The sequence below is a fragment of the Mesorhizobium sp. 2RAF21 genome, from assembly GCF_052115345.1.
GTDB classification, from domain to species: Bacteria; Pseudomonadota; Alphaproteobacteria; order Rhizobiales; family Rhizobiaceae; genus Mesorhizobium; species Mesorhizobium terrae.
This window is the reverse complement of sequence record NZ_JBFRGM010000010.1, coordinates 148,894-171,207: the sequence shown is the minus strand read 5'-3', so window position 1 is coordinate 171,207 and position 22,314 is coordinate 148,894. Positions and strand designations below refer to the sequence as shown.

Below are 22,314 nucleotides of genomic sequence, written 5' to 3'. Positions count from 1 at the left end.
GGTGCAGCTGACCCCAAAGGGGTCGAGACGAACCGGAGGATATGCCATGGGTCCCTTCCCGCACGACGCCCCACCCGCCACCATCAGCGAAGCCAATCCCGCCGGTACCGACGGTTTCGAATTCGTCGAATTCGCCCATCCGGAGCCCGAAAAGCTCGTCGAGCTGTTCACCCGCATGGGCTACAGCGAAGTCGCCAGGCACAAGACCAAGAAGATCTCGGTCTGGCGCCAGGGCGACATCAACTACATCCTCAATGCGGAGCCCGGCTCGCACGCCATGCGCTTCGTCGACCAACACGGCCCATGCGCGCCGTCGATGGCGTGGCGCGTAGTCGATGCCAAGCATGCCTTCGAGCACGCCCTTTCCAAAGGCGCCACGCCTTATGAAGGCAACGACAAGACGCTCAACGTGCCGGCCATCGTCGGCATCGGCGGTTCCATGCTCTATTTTGTCGAAAAATATGGCGCCAAGGGCTCGACCTATGATGCGGAATTCGACTGGCTTGGCGAGAAGGACCCGAAGCCGGCTGGCGTCGGCTTCTATTTCCTCGACCACCTCACCCACAACGTCTACCGCGGCAACATGGACAAGTGGTGGGATTTCTACCGCGACCTGTTCGGCTTCACGCAGATCCATTTCTTCGACATTGACGGCCGCATCACCGGCCTGGTCAGCCGTGCGATCACCTCGCCCTGCGGCAAGATCCGCATCCCGCTGAATGAATCTAAGGACGACACCAGCCAGATCGCCGAATATCTCAAGAAGTACAACGGCGAAGGCATCCAGCACATCGCGGTCGGCACCGACGACATCTATGCCGGCACCGACAAGCTGGCCGCCAACGGGCTGAAGTTCATGCCCGGTCCGCCGGAGACCTATTACGACATGTCTCATGCGCGCGTGAACGGCCATGACGAGCCGATCGAGCGCATGAAGAAACACGGCATCCTGATCGACGGCGAAGGCGTGGTGAACGGCGGCATGACCAAGATCCTGCTGCAGATCTTTTCCAAGACCGTGATCGGCCCGATCTTCTTCGAATTCATCCAGAGGAAGGGCGATGAAGGTTTCGGCGAGGGCAATTTCCGCGCGTTGTTCGAATCGATCGAGCAGGACCAGATCAAGCGCGGCGTGCTGAAGGTTCAGGCGGCCGAATAGTCCGAAACAACGAGGTCGAGCGGATCAGAGTTTCAAGCGCTCGACCTCCCTTTTCCTGAGCTTGATATCGAAGTCGAGCAGGAACTCATCGAGCTGCGGCGGCTTGACCGAAGTGCTCGACAGCATGGCATGCACCTGCCCGCGATGGTGGATCTGGTGCAGGAACAGATGCGCCAGCAGGTCGCCGATGCGCTCCGGGATGATGCCGTCATCGCCACGGTCGGTCGGCACGCGGCGTTCAAGGCCAGACTTGTTCAACTCGTTGCAAAAGACGATCAGCCGTCGGTCGGCCTCGGCCTGTACAGCCGCCAACTTAGCGGGGTCCTCGAAATCCGTCCAGGCATCGAAGACGGCCAAGCCAACACCGCCCTCCTCGACCATATCGAGATAATAGAGATCGACCGAAAGAATGTGGTTGAGCGTCGCCTTGATCGACGGGAAGAAGCCGGCGCGCATGGCGTCGAATTCTCCCGGCTTCAGCGCCGTCACCGCTCGGTAGAGCCGGTCATTGGACCAGAGATTGTTGGCGGCCATGCGACGGAAATGGTCGAGTAGATTCATTGCCACGTTCCGCTACATCCCACCACGCTTGGTTGAGTTACCCAAAACCACACCAATGATCTTCAAGCGCGCTGAGAGGGTAGATTTCGTCTCTGACCATTGCTGGTTGGCGATGGCGGCAAGCATTATGGGAAGAAACAAGAGCAAATAGCCAATGACAGCGGAAGTCAGGAATAAGTACCCCACAAGCCTATCCAACGCTCGGTTGTGCTGTTTGGCTACAAAACTCAACGCCGGTTCGATGAAGTTATAGGCTTGGATTACCGCCCACGTTCTGGGCACGCTTGGCCAAATACAAAGCCAACCAATGATGACCATGGCGATAAAACTGGCAGCGGCAAATACCGAGAGCCGGCGGCGCCCCTCCTTGAGGAAATTGCGTACAAGCACAAAAAGGCTGAATGTAGAAAAGGCTGCAAAAGCCAAGAAGGAGACGCACCTCGCCACGAGCCCGGCGTGCGCAAAAAACAGCCCCGCCGGGATGAAGACGACACAAAAGACATTCAGGAAGGCGGTTGTAGCCAGGTAGGTTCTTGCGGAATCGTCCTCGGATTCTACCAATTCACCGCCCCCGTCAATTCTCGTATTTTTCCACCTTCTGCTCGATCGCGCCGAAGATCGAATGTCCGGCCTTGTCCTTCATCTCGATGCGCACCGTGTCGCCGAAACGCAGGAACGGGGTTTTGGGCTCGCCGCTCTCGATGGTTTCGATCATACGCTGCTCGGCAATGCAGGAATAGCCGGCGCCGCCGTCAGCAACGGGCCTGCCCGGGCCGCCATCCTTCTTGTTGGAAACTGTGCCCGAGCCGATGATGGTGCCCGCCGAAAGCGGGCGGGTCTTGGCTGCGTGCGCGATCAGTGCCGGGAAATCGAAGGTCATGTCGACGCCGGCATCGGCGCGGCCGAACGGCTTGCCGTTGAGATCGACGCACAGCGGCAGATGCAACTTGCCGCCGTCCCACGCTCCACCGAGTTCGTCGGGGGTGACCGCCACCGGCGAAAAGGCCGACGAAGGCTTCGACTGGAAGAAACCGAACCCCTTGGCGAGTTCCGGGGCGGTGAGCCCACGCAGCGTCACGTCATTGACCAGCATGATGAGGCGGATCGCGTTGCGCGCCTCGTCCTTGCTTGCCCCCATCGGGACGTCATCCACCATGACGGCGACTTCGGCCTCGAGGTCGATGCCCCAGGCCTCGTCGGCAATGCGGATCGGATCGCGCGGCGCGATGAAGGTGTCCGAGCCGCCCTGATACATCAGCGGGTCGGTCCAGAAGCTGGCCGGCATCTCGGCATTACGTGCCTTGCGCACAAGCTCGACATGATTGACATAGGCCGAGCCGTCCGCCCATTGATAGGCACGCGGCAGCGGCGAATGCGCGTCATGCTCGTGAAAGCGCTCGGATGGGACGGAGCCGTGTTCCAGCGTTTCCGCCAGTGCCGACAGATGCGGCGCGATGCGACGCCAGTCGTCGAGTGCGGCCTGCAGGGTCGGCGCGAGAAACGAGGCATCGGTGAAACGCGTCAGGTTGCGGGACACGACAACCAGTTTTCCGTTGCGCGACCCGTCCTTCAATGTGGCAAGCTTCATGCAATCTCCTCTCCCGACGCACTTCCGGCGCCCAACCCCACAACAAGCCCGTCACGCGCGATCGTCAAGTCGCCCGCCCATGTTTTCCTGACGGCGGCCACCCAGTCGGCCTCGCCAATGGCGGGATCGTCGGCCGGGATCAGGTGGTTGACCACGAGGCGACCGACATTTGCCGCTGTAGCAATGCGGCCTGCGTCCTCGGCGAATGTGTGGCTGGCCAGAAGATGCTGCTTCAGCCTCGCACCATTGCCCGTGCGCGCCACGAGGCGGTCGACGCCGGCCTCCAGCATCGCTTCATGCACGAGAATATCGGCGCCCCTTGCGAAATCGGCGAGCGGCGGGAAACAGGCAGTGTCGGCGGAGAAGACGATGCCGCGCCCCTCGCCTTCGAAGCGCAGCGCAAAGCAATCGACCAGTGGCGGGTGGTCGACGCGCATGGCCGTAACCAGCAATCCGTCCGTTTCGAAAACACGCCCCTCGGCAAATTCCTCGACGCACACGAGCGCGCGCAGATCGGGCCTGCCTTCATCCTCGATACGGATATCGATGTCGAAGGCCATCGCGTCGCAAAACAGCCGCCAGTAGCGTCCGATGCCGACCGGACCGAAGACCGTGACCGGCGTGGCGAGACCGGCCGTCCATGCGGTGTGCAAAAGCGGCCCGAGTTCCAGATAGTGATCGGAATGCAAATGGGTGATGAAAATGAGATCGAGCGTCTTGAGACCAAGGCCCGCATCGGTCAGGCCGCGTGCCACGCCCAGCCCGCAATCGACGACGATCGAGCGACCGCCCAATTCAAGCAAAGACGATGTCGGCCACGGGCCGCCGGGTCGCAATGCCGGCCCGCCCTTGGACCCGAGGAGGACCAGCCGGCCTTTCCGCTGCCCCACGTTCAAGACCAGTCGCCCTCCGGCGTGCCGTTGAAGCGTTTTTTCAGATCCTTCCAGCAGTCGATATAGTCCTGCTGCAGGGTCGGCAGCTCGGCACCGTGGCGGGTGAGCATCTGCGGGAAGCGCGTCTCGAACATGAAGGCCATGGTGTTGTCGAGCTTCACCGGCTTCAGTTCCACTTTCGAAGCCTTTTCGAAACCCGGCGCGTCAGGCCCATGCGCCAACATCATGTTGTGCAGGCTCATGCCGCCCGGCACGAAACCTTCTTCCTTGGCGTCGTACTGGCCGTGGATGAGGCCCATGAATTCGCTCATGATGTTGCGATGGTACCATGGGGGACGGAAGGTGTTTTCGGCCACCAGCCAGCGCGGCGGGAAGATGACGAAGTCAACATTGGCCGTGCCTTCCTCGCCGGACGGGGCGGTCAGCACGGTGAAAATCGACGGGTCGGGATGATCGAAAAGAATAGCGCCGACTGGAGAAAACGTAGCCAGATCATATTTATACGGTGCGTAGTTACCATGCCACGCGACCACGTCGAGCGGCGAATGATCGAGCTCGGTGATGTGGAAGGAGCCGCACCATTTCACGATCAGCCGGCATGGCGTCTCCTTCTCCTCGAACCAGGCGCAAGGCGTCTTGAAGTCGCGCGGATTGGCCAGGCAGTTGGCGCCGATCGGCCCACGATCGGGCATGGTGAACTTGGCGCCGTAGTTCTCGCAGACATAACCACGCACCTCGGCATCGATCAGTTCGACCTTGAAGACGAGGCCGCGCGGCAGGACGCAGATTTCGCCCGGCCGCATTTCGATAACGCCCATTTCGGTGACAAAGTTCAGCCGGCCGACCTGCGGTACGATCAGCATCTCGGCATCGGCGTTGAAGAAATGGTCGTCCACCATGGATTTGTTGGCGACGTAGACATGGGCGGCCATGCCGCTCTGGCCCAACGCGTCGCCCGCCGTCGTCATGGTGTGCATGCCGGCGATGAAATCGGTCGGCTCCTTCGGCATCGGCGTCGGGTTCCAGCGATACTGGCCAAGCGCCAGTTCGTGATCGCCGACATTCGGCGCCGTCTTCCAGAGCGGGTAGTTCACGCCCTTGAAGCGGCCGGTGTGCTTGACGCTCGGCCGGATGCGGTAGAGCCAGGAACGCTCGTTGGTGCCACGCGGCGCTGTGAAGGGCGAACCCGAGAGCTGCTCGGCATAAAGCCCGTAGGCTGGCCGCTGCGGCGAATTTCGACCTTGGGGCAGCGAGCCCGGAAGCGTCTCGGTCTCGAAATCGTTGCCGAAGCCCGGCATGTAGGAAAAGGCCATCGCATCCTCCCCGGATTGACCAAACTGGTTACATCTGTAACCATCGAAAATGTAACTATCAACGACATCTCCCAGCATCCAAGCTCGACCGGAACGGGCATCATGGCAACACCGGAAAACACTCTCGAGCTGGAAAGCTTCCTGCCCTACCGGCTTTACCATCTGGCCGATCTGGTCAGCCGCGAGTTCGCCAGGGTCTACAAGGACCGGCTTGGCCTCACCCGTCCCGAATGGCGCACGCTAGCCGGGCTCGGCCAACACGGCTCGATGACGGCGACAGCGCTTGGCGAGCAGTCGTCGATGCACAAGACCAAGGTGTCGCGCGCCGTTGCTGAACTGGAGAAACGTCGCTGGCTTACCCGCACGCCGGACGAAAAGGACCGGCGCATCGAGCATCTGACACTGACCAAGGCGGGATTGGCCGCTTATCGCGACATGGTGCCGTTGGCGAAGGCGTTCGAACGGGAGTTGCTGGAACGGATCGCAAATCAGGATCGCGTAGCGCTGGAGACGGCGCTGGATGCCATCGAGGCGGCGTTCGCCGTCAGTCCAACCGGCGTGGATAGTGGAAGCGCGGTGGTAGCCGGTGGTGCACGACGCCGAGGCCAACCAGGCTGATCGAGCCGATCAGGATCGTGAAAAACAGCGAGCCGCTCTGCAGAGGCGCGGCGAGCGCCACCAGCGGCACCGCGCCGGCGGGCGGATGCGTGACGCGAAACATCAGCATGAGCGCTATTGCAAGGCCAACGGCCAGCGCCGCAACCTGCCACATGCCCGGAAAGGTCAGCGCTGCCGCCACGCCGACAATCGTCGCCAGGAGATAGCCGCCGAAAACATTGGCTGGCTGCGCCAGCGGACTCGCCGGTTGACCGAAGATCAGCACGGCCGAAGCGCCGAGCGGCGCCAACACCAGCGGCATGTTTGTCAGCGCCGCGAGACCACCGACCGCTCCGATGCCGACAACCGCGCCAAGCCCCGACTTGGCATGCGAAAGAACCTGCCCGGACGGCTCATGGCGCGCGGTGAAGGAGCGGATATGGCGGCGCATTGCGGAATTCCGGCTCTTGACCACCGCCTCGAAAACCGGTTCTGGTTCTCGAGGCTAAGCGCTTGCACAAAAAGTCGCTCGCATTAGCAAATCCGCCAGCGACATGGCAACAAACAATATTCGAAAAATTCAACCAGCAGGAAAATATTTTTCCTACCAGTCCATCACCACCTTGCCGGAATTGCCGCTGCGCATCGCATCGAAGCCGGCCTGGTAGTCATCAATGCCAATGCGGTGGGTGATCAGACCACTCACATCCAGCGGTCCCTGCACCAGCGCGATCATCTTGTACCATGTCTCGAACATCTCGCGGCCGTAGATGCCCTTGAGATGCAGCATCTTGAAGATGACCTTGTTCCAGTCGATCTCGAAGCCGGTCGGCGCAATGCCGAGAATAGCGATCTTGCCACCATTGTTCATCGTGTCGATCATGTCGCGGAAGGCGACCGCCGAGCCTGACATTTCGAGCCCGACATCGAAGCCTTCAGTCATGCCCTCGTCGCGCATCACGTCGCGCAGCTTTTCCTTCGAGGCGTCGACGACGTGGCGAACGCCAAGTTTCCTGGCCAGCGCCAGGCGCACCGGGTTGATGTCGGTGATGACCACCTTGCGCGCGCCGACGCATTGCGCCACCAGCGCGCCCATGATGCCGATCGGCCCGGCGCCGGTAACCAGCACGTCCTCGCCGACCAGATCGAAGGACAGCGCGGTGTGAACCGCGTTGCCCAGCGGATCGAAGATCGCCGCGATCTCGTCCGGGATATCGTCGGGGATCGGCACGACATTGTGCTGCGGAATGGCGACATATTCGCCGAACGAACCCGGCCGGTTCACGCCGACGCCAAGCGTGTTGCGGCACAGATGCCCCCGGCCCGCGCGACAATTGCGGCAATGGCCGCAAACGATATGCCCCTCGCCCGACACACGCTGGCCGACCTTATATTCGGTCACGGCCGAACCGACATCGGCGATCGTGCCGACGAATTCATGCCCGGTCACCATCGGCACCGGCACGGTTTTCTGCGCCCACTGATCCCAGTTGTAGATATGCACGTCCGTGCCGCAGATGGCCGATTTCTTGACCTTGATCAGCACGTCGTTCGGGCCGATCTCGGGGACTGGAACGCGCTCCATCCAGATTCCAGGCTCGGCCTTGGCCTTCACCAGCGCGCGCATCATGTTGGACATTCTGTTCTTCCTCAGGAAATGACGCCGAGTTCCTTACCCACTTCCCCGAACGCAGCAACCGCGCGGTCAATGTCAGCGGTGGAATGCGCGGCCGACATCTGGGTGCGGATACGTGCCTGGCCCTTGGGTACGACCGGGAACGCAAAGCCGATGACGTAGATACCGCGTTCCAGCATCTTGGCCGCCATCTGCTGCGCCAGCGCCGCGTCGCCCAGCATCACCGGAATGATGGGATGGTCGGCGCCGGCAAGCGTGAAGCCGAGCTTGCTCATGCCGGAGCGGAACCGGGCGGCGTTGTCGTAGAGTTTTCCGCGCAGTTCGTCGCCATTCGCCACAAGGTCGAACACCTTGAGCGAAGCCGCCGCAATCGCCGGCATCAAAGTGTTGGAGAAGAGATAAGGCCGCGAGCGCTGGCGCAGCCAGTCGACCACTTGCCGCTTGCCCGACGTATAGCCGCCGGAAGCGCCGCCCAGCGCCTTGCCGAGCGTTCCGGTGATGATGTCCACCCGGCCCTCGACGCCGCAATGCTCGGCCGAGCCGCGGCCATGCTTGCCGACGAAGCCGACGGCATGGCTGTCGTCCACCATCACCATCGCGCCGTATTTTTCCGCCAGATCGCAGACGCCTTTCAAATTGGCGATGATGCCATCCATAGAGAAGACGCCGTCGGTGGCGATCAGCTTGAAACGACTGCCCTCCGCTTTCTTCAACTCTTCTTCAAGTGCTGCCATGTCATTGTTTGCATAGCGAAACCGCTTGGCCTTCGAGAGCCGCACGCCATCGATGATCGAGGCATGGTTCAAGGCGTCCGAGATCACCGCGTCCTCTTCGCCAAGCAGCGTTTCGAACAGCCCGCCATTGGCGTCGAAGCAGGATCCGTAGAGGATGGTGTCCTCCAGCCCGAGGAAGGAGGAAATCCTTGCCTCGAGCTGCTTGTGTTCTTCCTGCGTGCCGCAAATGAAGCGCACCGAGGCCATGCCGTAACCGTAGCGATCGAGCGCCTTGGCCGCCGCGTCGCGCAACTCCTCGCTGTCGGCGAGGCCGAGATAGTTGTTGGCGCAGAAATTGAGCACCTTGTTGCCGCCCACCTCGATCTCGGCCGACTGCATCGACGAAATCACCCGCTCGGACTTGTAAAGGCCTGTTGCCTTGAGGCCGGTGAGTTCCGTGTCGAGATGGGCGAGGAAGCTTTGGCTCATGAACGGTGGGCTCCTTTAAGGCGGCAAGGGATACTGCGATCGGCCGCCGAGAAGCTAGCACAAAAGCGACCAGCGCACCTGCCGTTTCCCTCGCGGCGCACGTGTCCTACCGCCGCTAGCATCAACTCGAACAGACCATTTCGAAAATCGCCCGAGGAGCCGCCATGACCATTGCCAGCATCACGGTCTACCAGCAATGGCAGCCATTTCGCGACGGCACCTATCGTTGTTCGGGCGGGCGCAGCGCCGAGGGTTTCGATTCGACCATCGTCGAGATCGCCTCGCGGGATGGTGTCAGCGGCTATGGCGAGATGGCGCCGCTCGGTTCCTTCTACGATCCAGCTTTCGCCGAAGGCGCGCGCGCCGCGATGCGGGAACTGACGCCGCGCCTGATCGGCGAGGACGCGGCCGGCATCGAGGCGATCAACCGGCGCATGGACCTTTTGCTGAAAGGTCACCCCTATGCCAAGGCGGCCATCGACATGGCGCTGTGGGACCTTGCCGGCAAACGCAGCGGCCTTTCGCTGGCCGCGATGACGGGTGGCGCGGAAGGCACCACCGTGCCGCTCTATCGCTCGCTGGCACAGGAAAGCCCGGACGTCATGGCGGCACGGGCAAAGAAATACATCGTCGAAGGTTATCGCCGGCTGCAGGTGAAGGTCGGGCTGGACGTCAACGACGACATTGCGCGACTGGAGGCGGTGCGTGCGGCAGTCCCCTCCGGCACGGTGCTGTTCTGCGACGCCAATGGCAGCTGGGGCACCGCCGAGACCCGGCGCTTTCTGCAGGCGACGCGCTCGCTCGACTACACACTGGAGCAGCCCTGCGCGAGCTATGAGGAGAACCTCGCGATCCGCCCGGCCTGTGACCGGGCGCTGGTGCTGGACGAGACCATCGACGGCACGGATGCCTTGCTGCGCGCCATCGGCGACGGGCTCGTGGACGGCATCACGATCAAGCTCGCCCGTGTCGGCGGGCTAACCAAGGCCAAGCTGCTGCGCGACATCGCCATCGCCCGCAATCTCAAGATCACCATCGAGGACACCGGCGGCGCGCAGATCGACACGGCCGCTTATTGCGGCCTGCTGCTGTCAACGCCGCAACTGCTGCGCCAGCATACCGTCGACTTCCACAACTGGGTGACGGTCGCCAATGGCAAGGCCGATTTCGTTATCGCAGACGGAGCGATGTCGCCGCCGCGGCGCCCGGGGCTCGGCGTCGACGTCGACCCCACGATCTTCGGCGAACCACTGTTTCGCTGCTGACCCCGACGCGGTTCAGACGCGCAGACCGAAGCGGATGCCGTCATAGATGGCGGCGTGGATGTTGCGGGAAGCCACGGCATCGCCGATCCGATAGAGAATGAAGGCACCGTTCGGGTTGCGTGTCGGGAAAATGTCGCCGCCGCCGACCAGGCTTTCATAGTCGACGGCGCCGGCGTTCCGCGACAGCGGCTTCAGTGCCCAATAGAGCTCGTCGAGCGGCGCCGTGCCATGCTCGACAATGACCTGGTCGACGAAACGCTGAACCTTCCAGCCTTCGGCAAAATCTGAGCGAAATTCCGCAACCAGTTGATTTCCTTCACGCCGTATCGCACGAACGCGGGTGTTTATGGTCACCGTCACACCCTTCTCGTGGAAGACGCGCATATAGGGCACATGGTTGAGGCCACCCATTTCCGGCGCGAAGAACCGCTCGGGCGATACGAGTTCCAGCTTCGAACCGGCATTGGCGATCAGCTCCGCCGCACCCATGCCCTGATGACCGCCATTGTCGTCGTAAAGCAGGACGTTTTCCGCCGGTTTGACCGCCCCCGAAAGAATATCCCAGCTCGATGTGACCAACGCGTCGCCCGCCTCCAATGGCGGGTTCTGCGGGATGCCGCCGGTCGCGACCACGACCACGTCCGGTTCGAGCGCCAGAACATCGTCCTTTTCGGCCCAGGCATCGTAGCGGATATCGACACCCAGCCGCTCCAACTGTGAAAGCCGCCAGTCGACGATGCCGATCAATTCCTTGCGGCGCGGGTTCTGTGCCGCCAACCGAATCTGCCCGCCGGCCTGCGAGGCGGCTTCGAGCATGGTTACCCTGTAGCCGCGCTCCCCCGCCACACGCGCCGCTTCAAGCCCCGCCGGACCGGCGCCGACGACCACGACATGTTTCTCGGGCCCACCGGAATTGCCGACGACATGCGGGATCGTCGCTTCGCGCCCCGTCGCCGCATTGTGGACGCACAGGGCCTCGCCGCCTTCATAGATGCGGTCCAGGCAATATGTGGCGCCGACACAGGGGCGGATCTCGTGCTCACGCCCTTCCATGACCTTCCGCATGATATGCGGGTCGGCGATATGGGCGCGGGTCATGCCGACCATGTCCAGCTTGCCGCTGGCAATCGCGTGGCGGGCTGTCGCGACATCCTGGATGCGCGCGGCGTGGAAGGTCGGGAACTTGGTCGCCGCCCGCACCTCGCCGGCGAAATCAAGATGCGGCGAGGACCGCATGCCGGTCACCGGGATGACCTTGGTGAGCGCGGCGTCTGTCTCGATTGAGCCGCGAATGATATTGAGGAAATCTACCTTGCCGGATTTCGCCAGCCGCCGCGCGATCTCCACGCCCTCCTCTTTCGACAGACCGGCGGCAAAATCCTCATCCGCCACCATGCGGATGCCGACGACGAATTTCTCGCCGACAGCCGCGCGCACGGCGTCGAGCACCATGTTGGTGAAGCGCAGCCTGTTGTCGAGCGAGCCGCCGAATTCGTCGTCGCGATGGTTGGTTGCCGGCGACCAGAAACCGTCGATCAGATGGCCGTAGGCCTCGAATTCGATGCCGTCGAGGCCGGCCGCGTGACAGCGCTGCGCCGCCGACGCGTAATCCTTGACGATACGCTCGATGTCCCAGTCCTCGGCGGCCTTGGGAAAGGCGCGGTGCGCCGGCTCGCGCACCGGCGAAGCGGACAGCACCGGCAGCCAGTCGGCCTTGTTCCAGCCGGTGCGGCGGCCGAGATGGGTGATCTGGATCATCACCTTGCAGTCGTGCTCGTGGCAGGCCTCGGCGAGCTCCGAGAGCCAGGGCACGATGGCATCGTCGTAAAGATGCAAATTGCCGAATGCGGCCGGACTGTCGCGGGAAACGATGGCCGAGCCCGCGGTCATGGTCAGCGCCATGCCGCCCCTGGCCTTTTCGGCATGGTAGAGCCGGTAGCGCTCCTTCGGCATGCCGTCCTCGGAATAGGCCGGCTCATGGCTGGTCGACATCACCCGATTCTTCAGCGTCAGATGTTTGAGCTGGTAGGGCTGGAGGAGCGGATCGTTGCTGGCCATCGTTGTCCTGTTCTATACCGATGCTGGCTGTGGATGAGCCTGCCCCCAAGGAGACTGCCCATGATGACGGAAAGCCTGACTCAGCTTGGCACCAAGGTCGAGACGCCAGACAGCCCCGACCATGCGGTCCTGGAAACGGTACCCTTCACCCGTGGCGATGGCCCGCCGGCTATCGTGCGCTTCACCTGTCCGGAATTCACGTCGCTGTGCCCCGTCACCGGCCAGCCCGATTTCGCGCATATCGTGATCGACTATGCGCCTGATGCACTTTTGGTCGAATCCAAGTCGCTGAAGCTTTTCCTGACATCCTTCCGCAATCACGGTGCGTTCCACGAGGATTGCACGGTCATGATCGCGCGGCGCGTTGTGCAGGCAACCAGCCCGTTATGGCTGCGCATTGGCGGTTATTGGTATCCGCGCGGCGGCATCCCCATCGATGTCTTCTGGCAGACCGGCGAGCCGCCGAAAGGCGCATGGCTGCCCGATACAGGCGTGGCGCCCTATCGCGGTCGCGGTTAGAGCATCGCGCGTTAGCTCGGACTTGCAAAGGACGCTCCAACTCTTTGAATCTGCGTATCATTCGCATTGATACTGGCTGAGCGCCCACTCTCCGGTCACGGAGAGAAGGTCGGTGATTTTCCACTCGCCGCCGACCTTTTTCAGCTTCCACTCGAGCCTGTGCGAGTCACTGCCCGCGACAAACGCCACGACGACGCGAGCATCGTCGCCGTTGATCGATTCCAGCGACTTGAAGCTCTTGTCGAGCGCCGCCTTGTCGTAGGGAACTTCGTCGAGCGGCATGTTCTGGTCGAGGCAGTCACCCTGCCCGGATTTCTTCAGCGCCTCGTTCTTTTCGAGTACGGTTTTGGCCGGATCGACGAAGCGGCTGCGGTCGGCGACGGCAAGATCGGTACCGCCCTCGGCATAAAACGGCCTTACCACGGCAGAGGGCGAACCGACCGCGGCAGGTGTCGCCAGGCCGGACGCGACAGGCGGCTGGTCCGGGGCCGGAGCAGCTGGCGCTGCCTGCGGCTTGGCGCCGAGCAAGCCTTCAGCGCCGGCGCCGCCCGGGCCGGCAGCGAAGGCTCCAACCGCGATGCAGGCCAGCAAGCGACCGATCCTGTTCACCGGCTCAATCCGCGCTGTCCTCACCCGAGCATCCCAACTCGCTGAGTTTCCAGCTGTTGCTCTTCGAGCTGATATCGGCGATCTTCCAACCGCCGTTGACCTTCTTCAGATCCCACACCATTTCACGTTTGGAATCATCGCCTTCGGTGAACAGATTGAAATTTACTGTCACCGTCGCGGTGTCGCCGTTGACGGCCTCGCTCAGTTTCAGGCTGTCGGCCACCGCCTTGTCGTCATAGTCCTGCGCATCGAGCGCCGGCTCGAAGTCGATGCAGGCGACTTCGTCCGGGTTCTTCTTGAGCGCGGCGTCGTTCAGCTCGAACAGCTTGGTGACCGGTTCGGTGAAGCGATCGCGATATTGCGCGTCGGCGGCGAACTTGACCGGCGAATAAAAGAACATGACGGCATCCGATGCCGGGCCAGCCAACGCAGGGCCGGAAAAGGCACAGATGCACAGTGCAAGCAGAACTCCTGGCTTCATGGTATTCCCCCGATGAAACGGTTGCGCAGTCCGCTTAATACCACGCATCCGCCATCCCGGCTTTTTTACGGTCGATAAAATCGAGCAGGGCCTCGTCGACGGCTTCGTCCAGGGGTGGCGCCTGATATTCGGCCAGCATCTTCTTCCAGCGCTGGTTGGCGCGCAATGCGGCATCCCGCGAGCCGGCCGCCTGCCACTTCTCGAATGGCTCATTGTCGGCAATTTCGGTGTCCCAGAAGGCCGTCTGATAGTTCGCCATGGTATGAGCGCAGCCGAAGAAATGACTGCCCGGCCCGACCTCGCGGAAAGCGTCCAGCGCCAATTGGTTGTCGTCGATCTTCACCCCGTCGAGATAGGAATGCAGCGCGCCGCAGAAGTCTGCGTCCATGACGAATTTTTCGTAGGACATGGACAGCAGCCCATCGAGAAACCCGGCTGAATGCAGGATGAAATTGGCGCCGCAATGCACGGCCGCCAGCATCGACATCGTGCCTTCGTTCATCGCCTGCGCGTCCGGCAGTTTCGAGGTGGTGAAGTTGCCGGAACAGCGCAGTGGCAGATTCAGCCGCCGGGCCAACTGTCCGATCACCATCGAGCCGATCGCCGGCTCAGGCGTGCCGAAGGTGGGCGAACCGGAACGCAACGACATCGACGACAGGAAATTGCCGAAGATCACCGGCGCGCCAGGCCTTTCCAGTTGCGTCAGCGCGCAGCCGACCATGGTTTCCGCCAAGGACTGGGCGATTGCGCCGGCATTCGTCACCGGCCCCATGGCACCGCCAAGGATGAAGGGCACGACGACGGCCGCCTGGTTGGCGCGGGCATAGGCGCGCAGCGCCAGGGTCATGGTGCCGTCCCACACCAGCGGCGAGTTGACATTGACATTGCCGAGGATGACGCAGTTCCGATCGACAAAGTCCCGCCCGAAGACGATGCGCGCCATGTCGATGGAATCCTCGGCGCGGCTTTCGGTCGTGACCGAGCCCATGAAGGGACGGTCGGAATATTTGATATGGGCGTGGACCATATCAAGGTGGCGCTTGTTGACCGGCACGTCGACCGGTTCGCAGATCGTGCCGCCGGAGTGATGCAGCCAGGGCGAGGATTGCGCCAGCTTCACGAAATTGCGGAAATCCTCGATGGTGCCGTAGCGGCGACCACGGTCGAGATCCATCACGAAGGGAGAACCGTAAGCCGGCGAGAAAACAACGCTTTTGCCGCCGATCAGAACCGACTTCGCCGGGTTGCGCGCATGCTGCACGAACTCCGCCGGCGCGGTCTTCAGGATTTCGCGCAGCATGCCCGGTTCGAATTTCACCAACAGGCCGGTCACATCGGCCCCGGCCCGCTTCCAGAGGTCGAGTGCAACGGGATCGTCGCGGAACTCGATGCCGATCTCGGCCAGGATTCGATCCGCGGTCGTCTCGATGCGGATCAGGTTTTCTTCCGAAAGGATGTCGTAGGTCGGGATATTGCGAAGAATGTAGGGCCGGCCAAGGCCTTCCGCCCCGTGGCTGCGTTGTTCGCGCCGCGCGCTGCGACCGGCGCGCTCGCGTTTCCCAGCCGCCTGTTCCAGCGTTTCCGCAACCATCATGTTCGACTTCGCTCCCTGTGACATGAAGCTAGTTCATTCGAATATGGCTGTAATGCTTGAAAATATTGATCTCCAGCATAAGCTGGATTCATGCAAAGCTTGCGCCATCTCTTGCCGTCGGCCGACCGCCTCATCGTTTTCGAGGCGGCGGGAAGGCTTTCGAGCTTTACGGCTGCCGGGCGCGAACTCGGCATGACGCAAGCCGCCGTATCCTATGCCGTGCGGGGACTGGAGCAGCAGCTCGGTGTCAGCCTGTTCCAACGGCGTCATCGGCAGGTGTTGTTGACCGAGGCGGGCAGCCGCTTCTTCGCCGACGTGACGCTCGGCCTCTCCCACATTCGCAGATCGGCCGAAGAGCTGCGGGCTCAGGCCGGCGGCGTGCACGTCACCTTGTCCGCATCCACCGCATTTGCCTCGTTCTGGATGATGCCGAGGTTGCGGAAATTCCGCGACGATCTTCCCGGCGTCGACCTGCGCATACAGACCGCCGACCGCGATCTCGATCTCATCGCCGAAGGCATCCCGCTTGGCGTCCGGGGTGGCGCGGCGCGGGATTGGCCGGACTACGACGCGCTGCCGATCGCCGGCGAAGAGATCTACGCCGTTGCCGGGCCTGCCTATGTCGCCCGCGCCGGCTTGCCTGCCACGCCCGCAGAGATTGCATCACATCAGCTCATTCACCTCGAGGAACCGTTCCGGGCGGCGGCGACATGGAGCGAGTGGTTTCGATCCGCCGGCGTCAATACCGGCACCACCAACCGTGGGTTGCTGATCAACGACTATGTCCTCGTCATCCAGGCCGTGATGGAGGGGCAAGGCATCGCGCTCGGCTGGCGGCATCTGACCGACCCGCTGGTGGCAAGCGGGCTGCTGGTGAGGGTCACCGACCATGCCATGAAGACCGGCGACAGCTTCCATGTCGTGTGGCCGAAAAACCGGCCGCTTTCGGAGAATGCGCAAAAGGTTCGGGATTGGCTGGTCGAACAGGCCTGACGCGCTTTCACCCTGCGCTCGAATCCGGCTAGGATCGCGCCATGCCCATCCGCCAGCTTTCCGAAACGATGATCAACCAGATCGCCGCCGGCGAGGTCATCGAGCGGCCGGCCAGCGTGGTCAAGGAACTGGTCGAGAATGCGCTCGACGCCGGCGCCGGCCGCGTCGAGATCGTCACGGCAGGCGGCGGCTTGAACCTCATTCGCGTCACCGACGACGGCGGCGGCATTCCCGAACAGGAGCTGGAGCTTGCCGTGGCGCGCCATTGCACCTCCAAACTCTCCACCGACATCAATGACATCCGTTCGCTCGGCTTTCGCGGTGAAGCACTGCCGTCGATCGGCTCGGTGGCAAGGCTGTCGATCCGCTCCCGCACGGCGGCGGGCGACAGCGCCGCCGAAATCAGCATCGAGGGCGGCCGTATCGCCCCAGTGCGGCCGGCAGCGGCCAATCGAGGCACGACGGTCGAGGTACGCGACCTGTTCTTCGCCACGCCGGCGCGATTGAAATTCATGAAGGGCGAGCGCGCCGAGAGCTCGGCCACCAGCGACGTGATCAAACGCATCGCCATCGCTTTCCCGGCGGTGCGTTTCACGCTGGCCGGCTCCGACCGCTCGACGCTGGAATTGCCGGCGACCGACGACACACCGGAGGGGCAGTTGCGCCGGCTGGCGCAGGTGATGGGCGCCGATTTCCCTGAAAATTCAATAGCCATCGATGCCGGACGCGAGGGTGTGCGGCTGACCGGCCATGTCTCGATCCCTTCCTTCACGCGCGCCAATGCGCTGCAGCAATACGCCTATGTCAACGGCCGCCCGGTGCGCGACAAGCTGATCGCCGGCGCTATTCGCGGCGCCTACATGGACGTGCTGCCGCGCGACCGGCATGCGGTGGTAGCGCTGTTCCTGACCCTCGATCCGGCGACGGTCGACGTTAACGTCCACCCCGCCAAGGCCGATGTCCGTTTCCGCGACCCCGGCCTGGTGCGCGGGCTGATCGTCGGCGCCATCCGCCAGGCGCTGACCGATGCCGGCATCCGCGCGGCAACCACGGGAGCCGCCGGCATGATGGCCGCTTTCCGGCCCGGCGCTACCTCGTTTGGACATGGCGGCCCCGCCAACAATCATCGCAGCTACGAGGCAGCCTACCGGGCCTCGGGCTCCGGCTACGATCCCGCCCGCTCGCCGCAGCGCCCGCTCGACATGGGGTTCGGCGAGAGCGATCAACCGGCCTTCGAGACCGGACCGTCGATGAGCGCCGATGCCCGCGCCAGCCAGACCGAGGCGAACGAAACCTTGCTCGGCATGGTTTTGGGTGCGGCGCGGGCACAGGTGCACGAGAATTACATCGTCGCCCAGACAAGGGATTCGCTGGTGATCGTCGACCAGCATGCCGCGCATGAGCGCCTGGTCTACGAAGCGTTGAAGAACGCGCTGCATTCGCGTCCGGTGCCGGCGCAGATGCTGCTTTTGCCGGAAATCATCGACCTTCCGGAAGAAGACGCCGAGCGGCTGGCGCAACACGCCGAAACGCTTCGGCGCTTCGGGCTTGGCCTCGAACGCTTCGGCCCGGGCGCGATCGCCGTGCGCGAGACGCCGTCGATGCTGGGCGAAACCGACGTACAGCAATTGGTGCGCGATCTGGCCGACGAGATCGCCGACAACGACACGATCGAGACGCTGACGGAGCGCCTGCACCACATCGCTGCCACCATGGCCTGCCACGGCTCGGTGCGGTCAGGCCGGCTGCTCAAGCCCGACGAGATGAACGCGCTGCTGCGCCAGATGGAAGCGACGCCGGGATCCGGCACCTGCAACCACGGCCGGCCGACCTATATCGAGCTGAAGCTCGGCGATATCGAGCGGCTGTTCGGCCGGCGCTAGAAGCAGGATCGGCGCTCGGACAACGTCCGCGTTTGCCCTGTCACCAGACGTCAGGATGTGAACGGAACAGCAGCCGATCCCGAATTGTGAAACAGAAAAGCCATTTCTTTTCAAAATCCTGCGCGAATTTCCCGGATAGGTTGCAGAATTTTTATCCGCGCGCCCTCCTTTTCGGTCAAAATGGCCCCAAACTCGTTCACGCGAAGCCCGTTCCACTCCGAAATCCCAAACAAGAACCGCCGCGCCAGGAAAGCGGCGCGGCGGGTCGCTTCGATCGCTTTTCGGATAAGCCAGACTTATCGTTTCATGTTGACCACGATCACGCCGCCGAGCGCCAGCACGCCACCGACGATGCCGAGCGTCGAGGGCACCTCCGCGAGCCAGAAGAAGCCGATCAACACCGCCATCGGCGAAACCAGATAGAGGAAGTTCGAGGCGCGGGCAGCCGGCAGGCGCGACAGGGCGGTCGCCCAGGCGGCGTAGGAGATGAAGCTGGGCACGATGCCGAGATAGATGACCGCGCCAAGGCCGGCGGAACTGGCATGGGCGGCTTCGACGAGGCTTTGCGGCAGGAACGGCGACAGGCACAGCGCGCCGAGCACCATGTTCCAGGCAGCGACCGTCAGCGGGTGGTGGTTCTTGAACAGCGGCTTCTGCACGATGGTGTTGACCGAGGAACACAGCGCCGAACCCAGGATCAGCAATGCGCCGGTGTTGAAGGTGAGACCGTTGCCTTCGCCCATGGCGATGACGCCTATGCCGGCGAAGGAGACGAAGGTTCCGACCCAGGCCAAGGTTGGAAACCGCTCGCCCAGCAAAATCATCGCCATGATGGCGGTGAAGATCGGGCTGACATTGATGATGAAGGCGGCGGCGCCGGCCGAGACCGTGGTTTCGCCGATGTTGAGCATGGCCGTGTAGAGCGCGACGAAGATGGCGCCGCCGACGCCGAAGCGCCACAGCTCGTTGAGTTTGGGCAATGCCGGACGCTTGATGGCGAGAAAGATCGCCGCCGGCACGGCGGCGATGGCGAAGCGCAGCGCGCCCAGTTCCAGCGGCCCGAAGGCGGCGAGACCGGCGCGGATCGCCGGGAAGGCCGAAGCCCAGCCGACCACGGTGAGCGCAACCGCCAGTACCGCCGTCATATCCGTCCGCTGTTCCGAATTCGCCATGCTCATTTGTGCGCTCATTGTCCTTCTCCACCCCGTCTAGAGCGCCGCGCGTCCTGTTGGACGCGCAAAGGACGCTCTAACACTTTGAACCTGCTGCATCGTGCCTGCCGAAAATCGATTCCGATTTTCTGGCCGATGCAGCAGGTTCGCGGTGCCACAAAACGCCTTTCCGAGCTTGTTGACAAACGACGAAATCGAGGATGAGCTGTGAGCATGGATCACAGCTTGGACACTCTGCCGCCGCTCGACACCTTGCGAGCCTTCGATGCCGCGGCCAAGACAGGTTCCTTTTCGGCGGCGGCCGAAAAGCTCAACCTGACCCATGGCGCCGTCAGCCGGCAGATCGCCCGGCTGGAGGACTGGTTCGGATTGAAACTGTTCGAGCGCCGGGCGCGCGGCGTTTCGCTGACCATCGAGGGCAACCGGCTGCATCTGCGCACCAGCGAAGCTTTCGCGCTGATCGCCTCCAATTCCGACCGCTGGGTGGAGCCGCGCGGCACGGCGGTGGTGCGGCTGGCCACCATTCCCTCGATCAGTGGCCTGTGGCTGATGCCGCGCATGGCGATGCTCGAAAGCGGCGATCCGAAGATCAGGATCGTGCTCGATGTCGACAACCGCCAGATCGATCTCGCCGACGAGGGCATCGATCTTTCCATCCGCTGCGGGCGCGGACGCATTCCCGAACGCATCGCCATGCAGTTGTTCGAGGAACACATGTTCCCCATCGCCTCGCCGCAGCTGGCGCGGGAGATCGGCCCGGGCAATGCCGCGCGGCTGCTCAAATATCCGCTGATCCATGATTCGGACGCCTCCGGCTGGCGCGCCTGGTTTGGCGAACAGGGCGTGGACTACCGGCCGCGCCCGCAGGACCGTCGCTTCGAGGATTATAACCTCGTGCTGGACGCCGCCGCCTACGGGCTGGGCATCGCGCTGGCGCGGCCGCCTCTGGCCGAAGGACAGGTGACCGCCGGCCGCGTCGTGGCGGTCGACCGGCGAACCGCGCTCAATCCGGTCTGCTACTGGCTCGACCGACCGGCCGGAAAGCCGCGTGCCGCCGCCATCGAACTCGCCAGGCGCATCGCTATCTCGGCGAATGTGCCGGACGACCGCTTGCAGAGTTTTCTGGACGCGGAGCGTTAGGCTCCCCTTATCCGCTGGCGGCGGACGGAAATGCCCTTCGATCATCCTCCAGCCAAATCGTTTGCCGGTGATTTCGACGCACAAGAGACCGCACCATCGTGGACAATATCAGGATCGAAACGGCGCGCCTTACGCTGCGGCCCTGGGGCGAGCAGGACATCGAACAGCTGACGCTGGGGCTGAACGACATCGGGACCGCGAAGTGGCTGGCTTTCGTACCTCACCCCTATACGACGGCGCACGCTCAAAGCTGGGTCGACAGATGCCGCGAGATTTCAAACGCAAGCACGCGGCCGGTTGCCTACGAATTCGCGGTTGAACTCAAACCTGAGCGAACAGCGATCGGCGGGGTCAGTCTCAACAAGGTCGATCGCGAAGCCGGCACCGCTGGCGGCGGCATCTGGATCGCCAGCGCCTATCAAGGACGCGGCTATGGATGCGAAGCGTTCGAGGCGAAGATCCGGTTCGCTTTTCAGGAACTCGGCCTGACGAAACTGGTCAACGGCTACTTCGACGGCAACGAAAATTCCTGGGCGATGCAGCGCAAATTGGGATACCGGCGCGTCGCCGAGGTTCAGAGCCGCTGCATGGCGGACGGAAGGCAGACGATCGAACATGTGACGACGTTGCTGCGCAGCGATTGGGAAGCTCGCGAGGACCAAAGCCCGAACCGGGCATGACCCGACGGCCTAGAACACCAAAAGCATCACCAGAAAGAGGAGCGCGAAGGCGGCCAGGCCGAACGCCAGCGCGCGGGCGCTGACCGCTATTTCCGTCGAATTGCCCGTAGGGCTGCCGGCCCAGGCCGTCGCCCGCTTGCGCGATGCAGTGCGGTTTTCGACCTCGTCCACCGCTGGCCGGCCCGGCGCGGCCTGCAGCGGCACCACCAGCCCGTGCGCGGGGAGGATCTGGGCGCGCGGGCCGGAAATGGCCTCGTCACGCGTGGGCGCCTGGCCAGGAACTGGTCGCAAGCCGGCTTCCGGCTCGGTGGTCCCCCTCGCCCGCGCCGCTTCCCGGCTTGCGGCCGTCACGGGTTCCTCCAGCTCGATCATCGCGCGGTAGGCCTCGATGGCCTGCGGCATGGCCGGTTTCTGTGCGGGCACGATCCCGGCCGACATGGGCAATGACGGCGCCGCGAAGGGCACCGGCCGGCTGTTGCCGCGCAGCGCAACAGCCGGCTTGACCAATGTCCTGATCAGTTCGGCCTCGGACGGGTTCGGCTTGGCCACGGGCAATCGGCCTTCACCGGAGGTGGCCTGCTTGAGCAGGGAAGCCAGACGGGAAATTGCTGCGACCATGGGTAACCGGCGACGTTTCCCGGCAAGATAACGCGGTTGCGTTGCCTGAAACTGGCGATACGCTTGACCTCGCTCGCGATTTATGGCGGAAACGCTGCATGACGGCAGGTCTCTCACACTCATGAACCGTTTCGAAGGTCCCGGCGGCCGGGAAGCCCGCATCCGCTATCTCGACGGCGACTTCCAGGTCACCAGCCCGGGCGCTTTCGTGCGCTGCGCGGTGACGGGCGAGAACATCACCCTGGACGAGCTGAAATACTGGAGCGTGGCGCGCCAGGAACCCTACATCAATGCCGCCGCCTCGCTGCGCCGCGAGATCGAGGCCAATCCGGATTTGCGCAAGCGGTGAGGCC

23 protein-coding genes are annotated in these 22,314 nt (G+C 63.1%); 9 read left to right on the top strand and 14 right to left on the bottom strand.

All coding sequences use genetic code 11. From position 1 onward, the window contains the following. Positions 1–46: 46 nt before the first annotated feature. Entirely contained in the window at positions 47–1,159 is a 1,113-nt protein-coding gene (gene hppD, locus AB4136_RS18015; protein WP_024926137.1) for a 4-hydroxyphenylpyruvate dioxygenase, read from the top strand. A 24-nt stretch (positions 1,160–1,183) separates the two neighbouring features. Here the strand turns inward: hppD and AB4136_RS18010 are convergent, their stop codons facing one another. Genes AB4136_RS18010 through hmgA form a run of 5 tightly spaced genes read right to left on the bottom strand, consistent with a single transcriptional unit; the run spans position 1,184 to position 5,514 of the window. Continuing rightward, complete coding sequence (locus tag AB4136_RS18010; protein ID WP_024926136.1) at positions 1,184–1,720, bottom strand: DinB family protein; 537 nt, start codon at positions 1,718–1,720, stop codon at positions 1,184–1,186. A 12-nt stretch (positions 1,721–1,732) separates the two neighbouring features. After that, a complete protein-coding gene (locus tag AB4136_RS18005; RefSeq protein WP_024926135.1) occupies positions 1,733–2,281 on the bottom strand; it encodes a hypothetical protein in 549 nt (182 codons plus the stop codon). A gap of 13 nt (positions 2,282–2,294) precedes the next feature. Beyond that, positions 2,295–3,308 carry a fumarylacetoacetate hydrolase family protein gene (locus tag AB4136_RS18000; protein WP_137900503.1) on the bottom strand — a complete coding sequence of 338 codons (1,014 nt, stop codon included), beginning with the start codon at positions 3,306–3,308 and terminating at the stop codon, positions 2,295–2,297. After that, positions 3,305–4,204, bottom strand: coding sequence for an MBL fold metallo-hydrolase (locus AB4136_RS17995; protein WP_024926133.1), 900 nt, complete (start codon positions 4,202–4,204; stop codon positions 3,305–3,307). The genes AB4136_RS18000 and AB4136_RS17995 overlap by 4 nt, the downstream gene beginning before the upstream one ends. Beyond that, positions 4,201–5,514, bottom strand: a complete 1,314-nt coding sequence (hmgA, locus tag AB4136_RS17990) for a homogentisate 1,2-dioxygenase (protein ID WP_024926132.1) — start codon at positions 5,512–5,514, stop codon at positions 4,201–4,203. The genes AB4136_RS17995 and hmgA overlap by 4 nt, the downstream gene beginning before the upstream one ends. A 102-nt stretch (positions 5,515–5,616) precedes the next feature. Here hmgA and AB4136_RS17985 point away from each other — a divergent pair, with 102 nt between their 5' ends. Then, on the top strand, positions 5,617–6,132 hold the full coding sequence (locus AB4136_RS17985) for a MarR family winged helix-turn-helix transcriptional regulator (protein ID WP_024926131.1): 516 nt from the start codon (positions 5,617–5,619) through the stop codon (positions 6,130–6,132). Here AB4136_RS17985 and AB4136_RS17980 read toward each other — a convergent pair. From AB4136_RS17980 to AB4136_RS17970, 3 genes are all read right to left on the bottom strand, one after another. Next, positions 6,059–6,562, bottom strand: a complete 504-nt coding sequence (locus AB4136_RS17980; protein WP_441931541.1) for an HPP family protein — start codon at positions 6,560–6,562, stop codon at positions 6,059–6,061. The genes AB4136_RS17985 and AB4136_RS17980 overlap by 74 nt on opposite strands. A 153-nt stretch (positions 6,563–6,715) precedes the next feature. Beyond that, positions 6,716–7,750 carry an L-threonine 3-dehydrogenase gene (gene tdh, locus AB4136_RS17975; RefSeq protein WP_024926129.1) on the bottom strand — a complete coding sequence of 345 codons (1,035 nt, stop codon included), beginning with the start codon at positions 7,748–7,750 and terminating at the stop codon, positions 6,716–6,718. Between the two features lie 11 nt (positions 7,751–7,761). Further along, positions 7,762–8,949: a glycine C-acetyltransferase gene (locus AB4136_RS17970; protein ID WP_024926128.1), complete on the bottom strand. Its 1,188-nt coding sequence runs from the start codon at positions 8,947–8,949 to the stop codon at positions 7,762–7,764. A gap of 164 nt (positions 8,950–9,113) precedes the next feature. Between AB4136_RS17970 and AB4136_RS17965 the strand changes: the two genes are divergently transcribed. Then, positions 9,114–10,214, top strand: coding sequence for a mandelate racemase/muconate lactonizing enzyme family protein (locus tag AB4136_RS17965; RefSeq protein WP_024926127.1), 1,101 nt, complete (start codon positions 9,114–9,116; stop codon positions 10,212–10,214). A gap of 12 nt (positions 10,215–10,226) precedes the next feature. On the opposite strand, the gene AB4136_RS17960 is transcribed toward AB4136_RS17965, so the two are convergent. Continuing rightward, positions 10,227–12,272 (bottom strand): NADH:flavin oxidoreductase, encoded by a 2,046-nt coding sequence (locus AB4136_RS17960; protein WP_137900502.1) that lies wholly within the window; start codon positions 12,270–12,272, stop codon positions 10,227–10,229. A 60-nt stretch (positions 12,273–12,332) separates the two neighbouring features. Here AB4136_RS17960 and queF point away from each other — a divergent pair, with 60 nt between their 5' ends. Continuing rightward, entirely contained in the window at positions 12,333–12,791 is a 459-nt protein-coding gene (queF, locus tag AB4136_RS17955; RefSeq protein WP_024926125.1) for a preQ(1) synthase, read from the top strand. 57 nt (positions 12,792–12,848) lie between these two features. On the opposite strand, the gene AB4136_RS17950 is transcribed toward queF, so the two are convergent. From AB4136_RS17950 to AB4136_RS17940, 3 genes are read right to left on the bottom strand one after another with little or no spacing between them, the layout of a single operon-like run. Next, a complete protein-coding gene (locus AB4136_RS17950) occupies positions 12,849–13,400 on the bottom strand; it encodes a hypothetical protein (RefSeq protein WP_307419718.1) in 552 nt (183 codons plus the stop codon). Positions 13,401–13,404: 4 nt separating this feature from the next. Further along, on the bottom strand, positions 13,405–13,881 hold the full coding sequence (locus AB4136_RS17945) for a DUF3828 domain-containing protein (RefSeq protein WP_024926123.1): 477 nt from the start codon (positions 13,879–13,881) through the stop codon (positions 13,405–13,407). Positions 13,882–13,915: 34 nt separating this feature from the next. After that, positions 13,916–15,472, bottom strand: a complete 1,557-nt coding sequence (locus AB4136_RS17940) for a trimethylamine methyltransferase family protein (protein ID WP_373426412.1) — start codon at positions 15,470–15,472, stop codon at positions 13,916–13,918. A 93-nt stretch (positions 15,473–15,565) separates the two neighbouring features. Here AB4136_RS17940 and AB4136_RS17935 point away from each other — a divergent pair, with 93 nt between their 5' ends. Together AB4136_RS17935 and mutL are read left to right on the top strand one after the other, a co-directional pair. Next, complete coding sequence (locus AB4136_RS17935; RefSeq protein WP_024926121.1) at positions 15,566–16,468, top strand: LysR substrate-binding domain-containing protein; 903 nt, start codon at positions 15,566–15,568, stop codon at positions 16,466–16,468. Positions 16,469–16,509: 41 nt separating this feature from the next. Next, a complete protein-coding gene (gene mutL / locus AB4136_RS17930) occupies positions 16,510–18,351 on the top strand; it encodes a DNA mismatch repair endonuclease MutL (protein WP_137900501.1) in 1,842 nt (613 codons plus the stop codon). Between the two features lie 296 nt (positions 18,352–18,647). Here mutL and AB4136_RS17925 read toward each other — a convergent pair whose 3' ends face one another. Beyond that, positions 18,648–19,541, bottom strand: a complete 894-nt coding sequence (locus AB4136_RS17925; protein ID WP_137900500.1) for a DMT family transporter — start codon at positions 19,539–19,541, stop codon at positions 18,648–18,650. Positions 19,542–19,736: 195 nt separating this feature from the next. On the opposite strand from AB4136_RS17925, the gene AB4136_RS17920 reads away from it, so the two are divergent. Together AB4136_RS17920 and AB4136_RS17915 are read left to right on the top strand one after the other, a co-directional pair. Continuing rightward, positions 19,737–20,663, top strand: a complete 927-nt coding sequence (locus AB4136_RS17920) for a LysR substrate-binding domain-containing protein (protein WP_137900499.1) — start codon at positions 19,737–19,739, stop codon at positions 20,661–20,663. A gap of 98 nt (positions 20,664–20,761) precedes the next feature. Further along, on the top strand, positions 20,762–21,343 hold the full coding sequence (locus tag AB4136_RS17915; protein ID WP_171020925.1) for a GNAT family N-acetyltransferase: 582 nt from the start codon (positions 20,762–20,764) through the stop codon (positions 21,341–21,343). Positions 21,344–21,352: 9 nt separating this feature from the next. On the opposite strand, the gene AB4136_RS17910 is transcribed toward AB4136_RS17915, so the two are convergent. Continuing rightward, entirely contained in the window at positions 21,353–21,961 is a 609-nt protein-coding gene (locus tag AB4136_RS17910) for a hypothetical protein (RefSeq protein WP_137900497.1), read from the bottom strand. 121 nt (positions 21,962–22,082) lie between these two features. Between AB4136_RS17910 and AB4136_RS17905 the strand changes: the two genes are divergently transcribed. Then, positions 22,083–22,310 (top strand): DUF2093 domain-containing protein, encoded by a 228-nt coding sequence (locus AB4136_RS17905; RefSeq protein ID WP_171020924.1) that lies wholly within the window; start codon positions 22,083–22,085, stop codon positions 22,308–22,310. The last annotated feature ends 4 nt before the right edge of the window (positions 22,311–22,314 follow it).

Coding starts and splice junctions, on each gene's coding strand:
- hppD (WP_024926137.1), top strand. CDS start 47: ATGGGTCCCTTCCCGCACGACGCCCCACCCGCCACCATCAGCGAAGCC.
- AB4136_RS18010 (WP_024926136.1), bottom strand. CDS start 1,720: ATGAATCTACTCGACCATTTCCGTCGCATGGCCGCCAACAATCTCTGG.
- AB4136_RS18000 (WP_137900503.1), bottom strand. CDS start 3,308: ATGAAGCTTGCCACATTGAAGGACGGGTCGCGCAACGGAAAACTGGTT.
- hmgA (WP_024926132.1), bottom strand. CDS start 5,514: ATGGCCTTTTCCTACATGCCGGGCTTCGGCAACGATTTCGAGACCGAG.
- AB4136_RS17985 (WP_024926131.1), top strand. CDS start 5,617: ATGGCAACACCGGAAAACACTCTCGAGCTGGAAAGCTTCCTGCCCTAC.
- AB4136_RS17980 (WP_441931541.1), bottom strand. CDS start 6,562: ATGCGCCGCCATATCCGCTCCTTCACCGCGCGCCATGAGCCGTCCGGG.
- tdh (WP_024926129.1), bottom strand. CDS start 7,750: ATGTCCAACATGATGCGCGCGCTGGTGAAGGCCAAGGCCGAGCCTGGA.
- AB4136_RS17970 (WP_024926128.1), bottom strand. CDS start 8,949: ATGAGCCAAAGCTTCCTCGCCCATCTCGACACGGAACTCACCGGCCTC.
- AB4136_RS17965 (WP_024926127.1), top strand. CDS start 9,114: ATGACCATTGCCAGCATCACGGTCTACCAGCAATGGCAGCCATTTCGC.
- AB4136_RS17960 (WP_137900502.1), bottom strand. CDS start 12,272: ATGGCCAGCAACGATCCGCTCCTCCAGCCCTACCAGCTCAAACATCTG.
- queF (WP_024926125.1), top strand. CDS start 12,333: ATGATGACGGAAAGCCTGACTCAGCTTGGCACCAAGGTCGAGACGCCA.
- AB4136_RS17945 (WP_024926123.1), bottom strand. CDS start 13,881: ATGAAGCCAGGAGTTCTGCTTGCACTGTGCATCTGTGCCTTTTCCGGC.
- AB4136_RS17940 (WP_373426412.1), bottom strand. CDS start 15,472: ATGGTTGCGGAAACGCTGGAACAGGCGGCTGGGAAACGCGAGCGCGCC.
- AB4136_RS17935 (WP_024926121.1), top strand. CDS start 15,566: ATGCAAAGCTTGCGCCATCTCTTGCCGTCGGCCGACCGCCTCATCGTT.
- mutL (WP_137900501.1), top strand. CDS start 16,510: ATGCCCATCCGCCAGCTTTCCGAAACGATGATCAACCAGATCGCCGCC.
- AB4136_RS17925 (WP_137900500.1), bottom strand. CDS start 19,541: ATGAGCGCACAAATGAGCATGGCGAATTCGGAACAGCGGACGGATATG.
- AB4136_RS17920 (WP_137900499.1), top strand. CDS start 19,737: ATGGATCACAGCTTGGACACTCTGCCGCCGCTCGACACCTTGCGAGCC.
- AB4136_RS17910 (WP_137900497.1), bottom strand. CDS start 21,961: ATGGTCGCAGCAATTTCCCGTCTGGCTTCCCTGCTCAAGCAGGCCACC.
- AB4136_RS17905 (WP_171020924.1), top strand. CDS start 22,083: ATGAACCGTTTCGAAGGTCCCGGCGGCCGGGAAGCCCGCATCCGCTAT.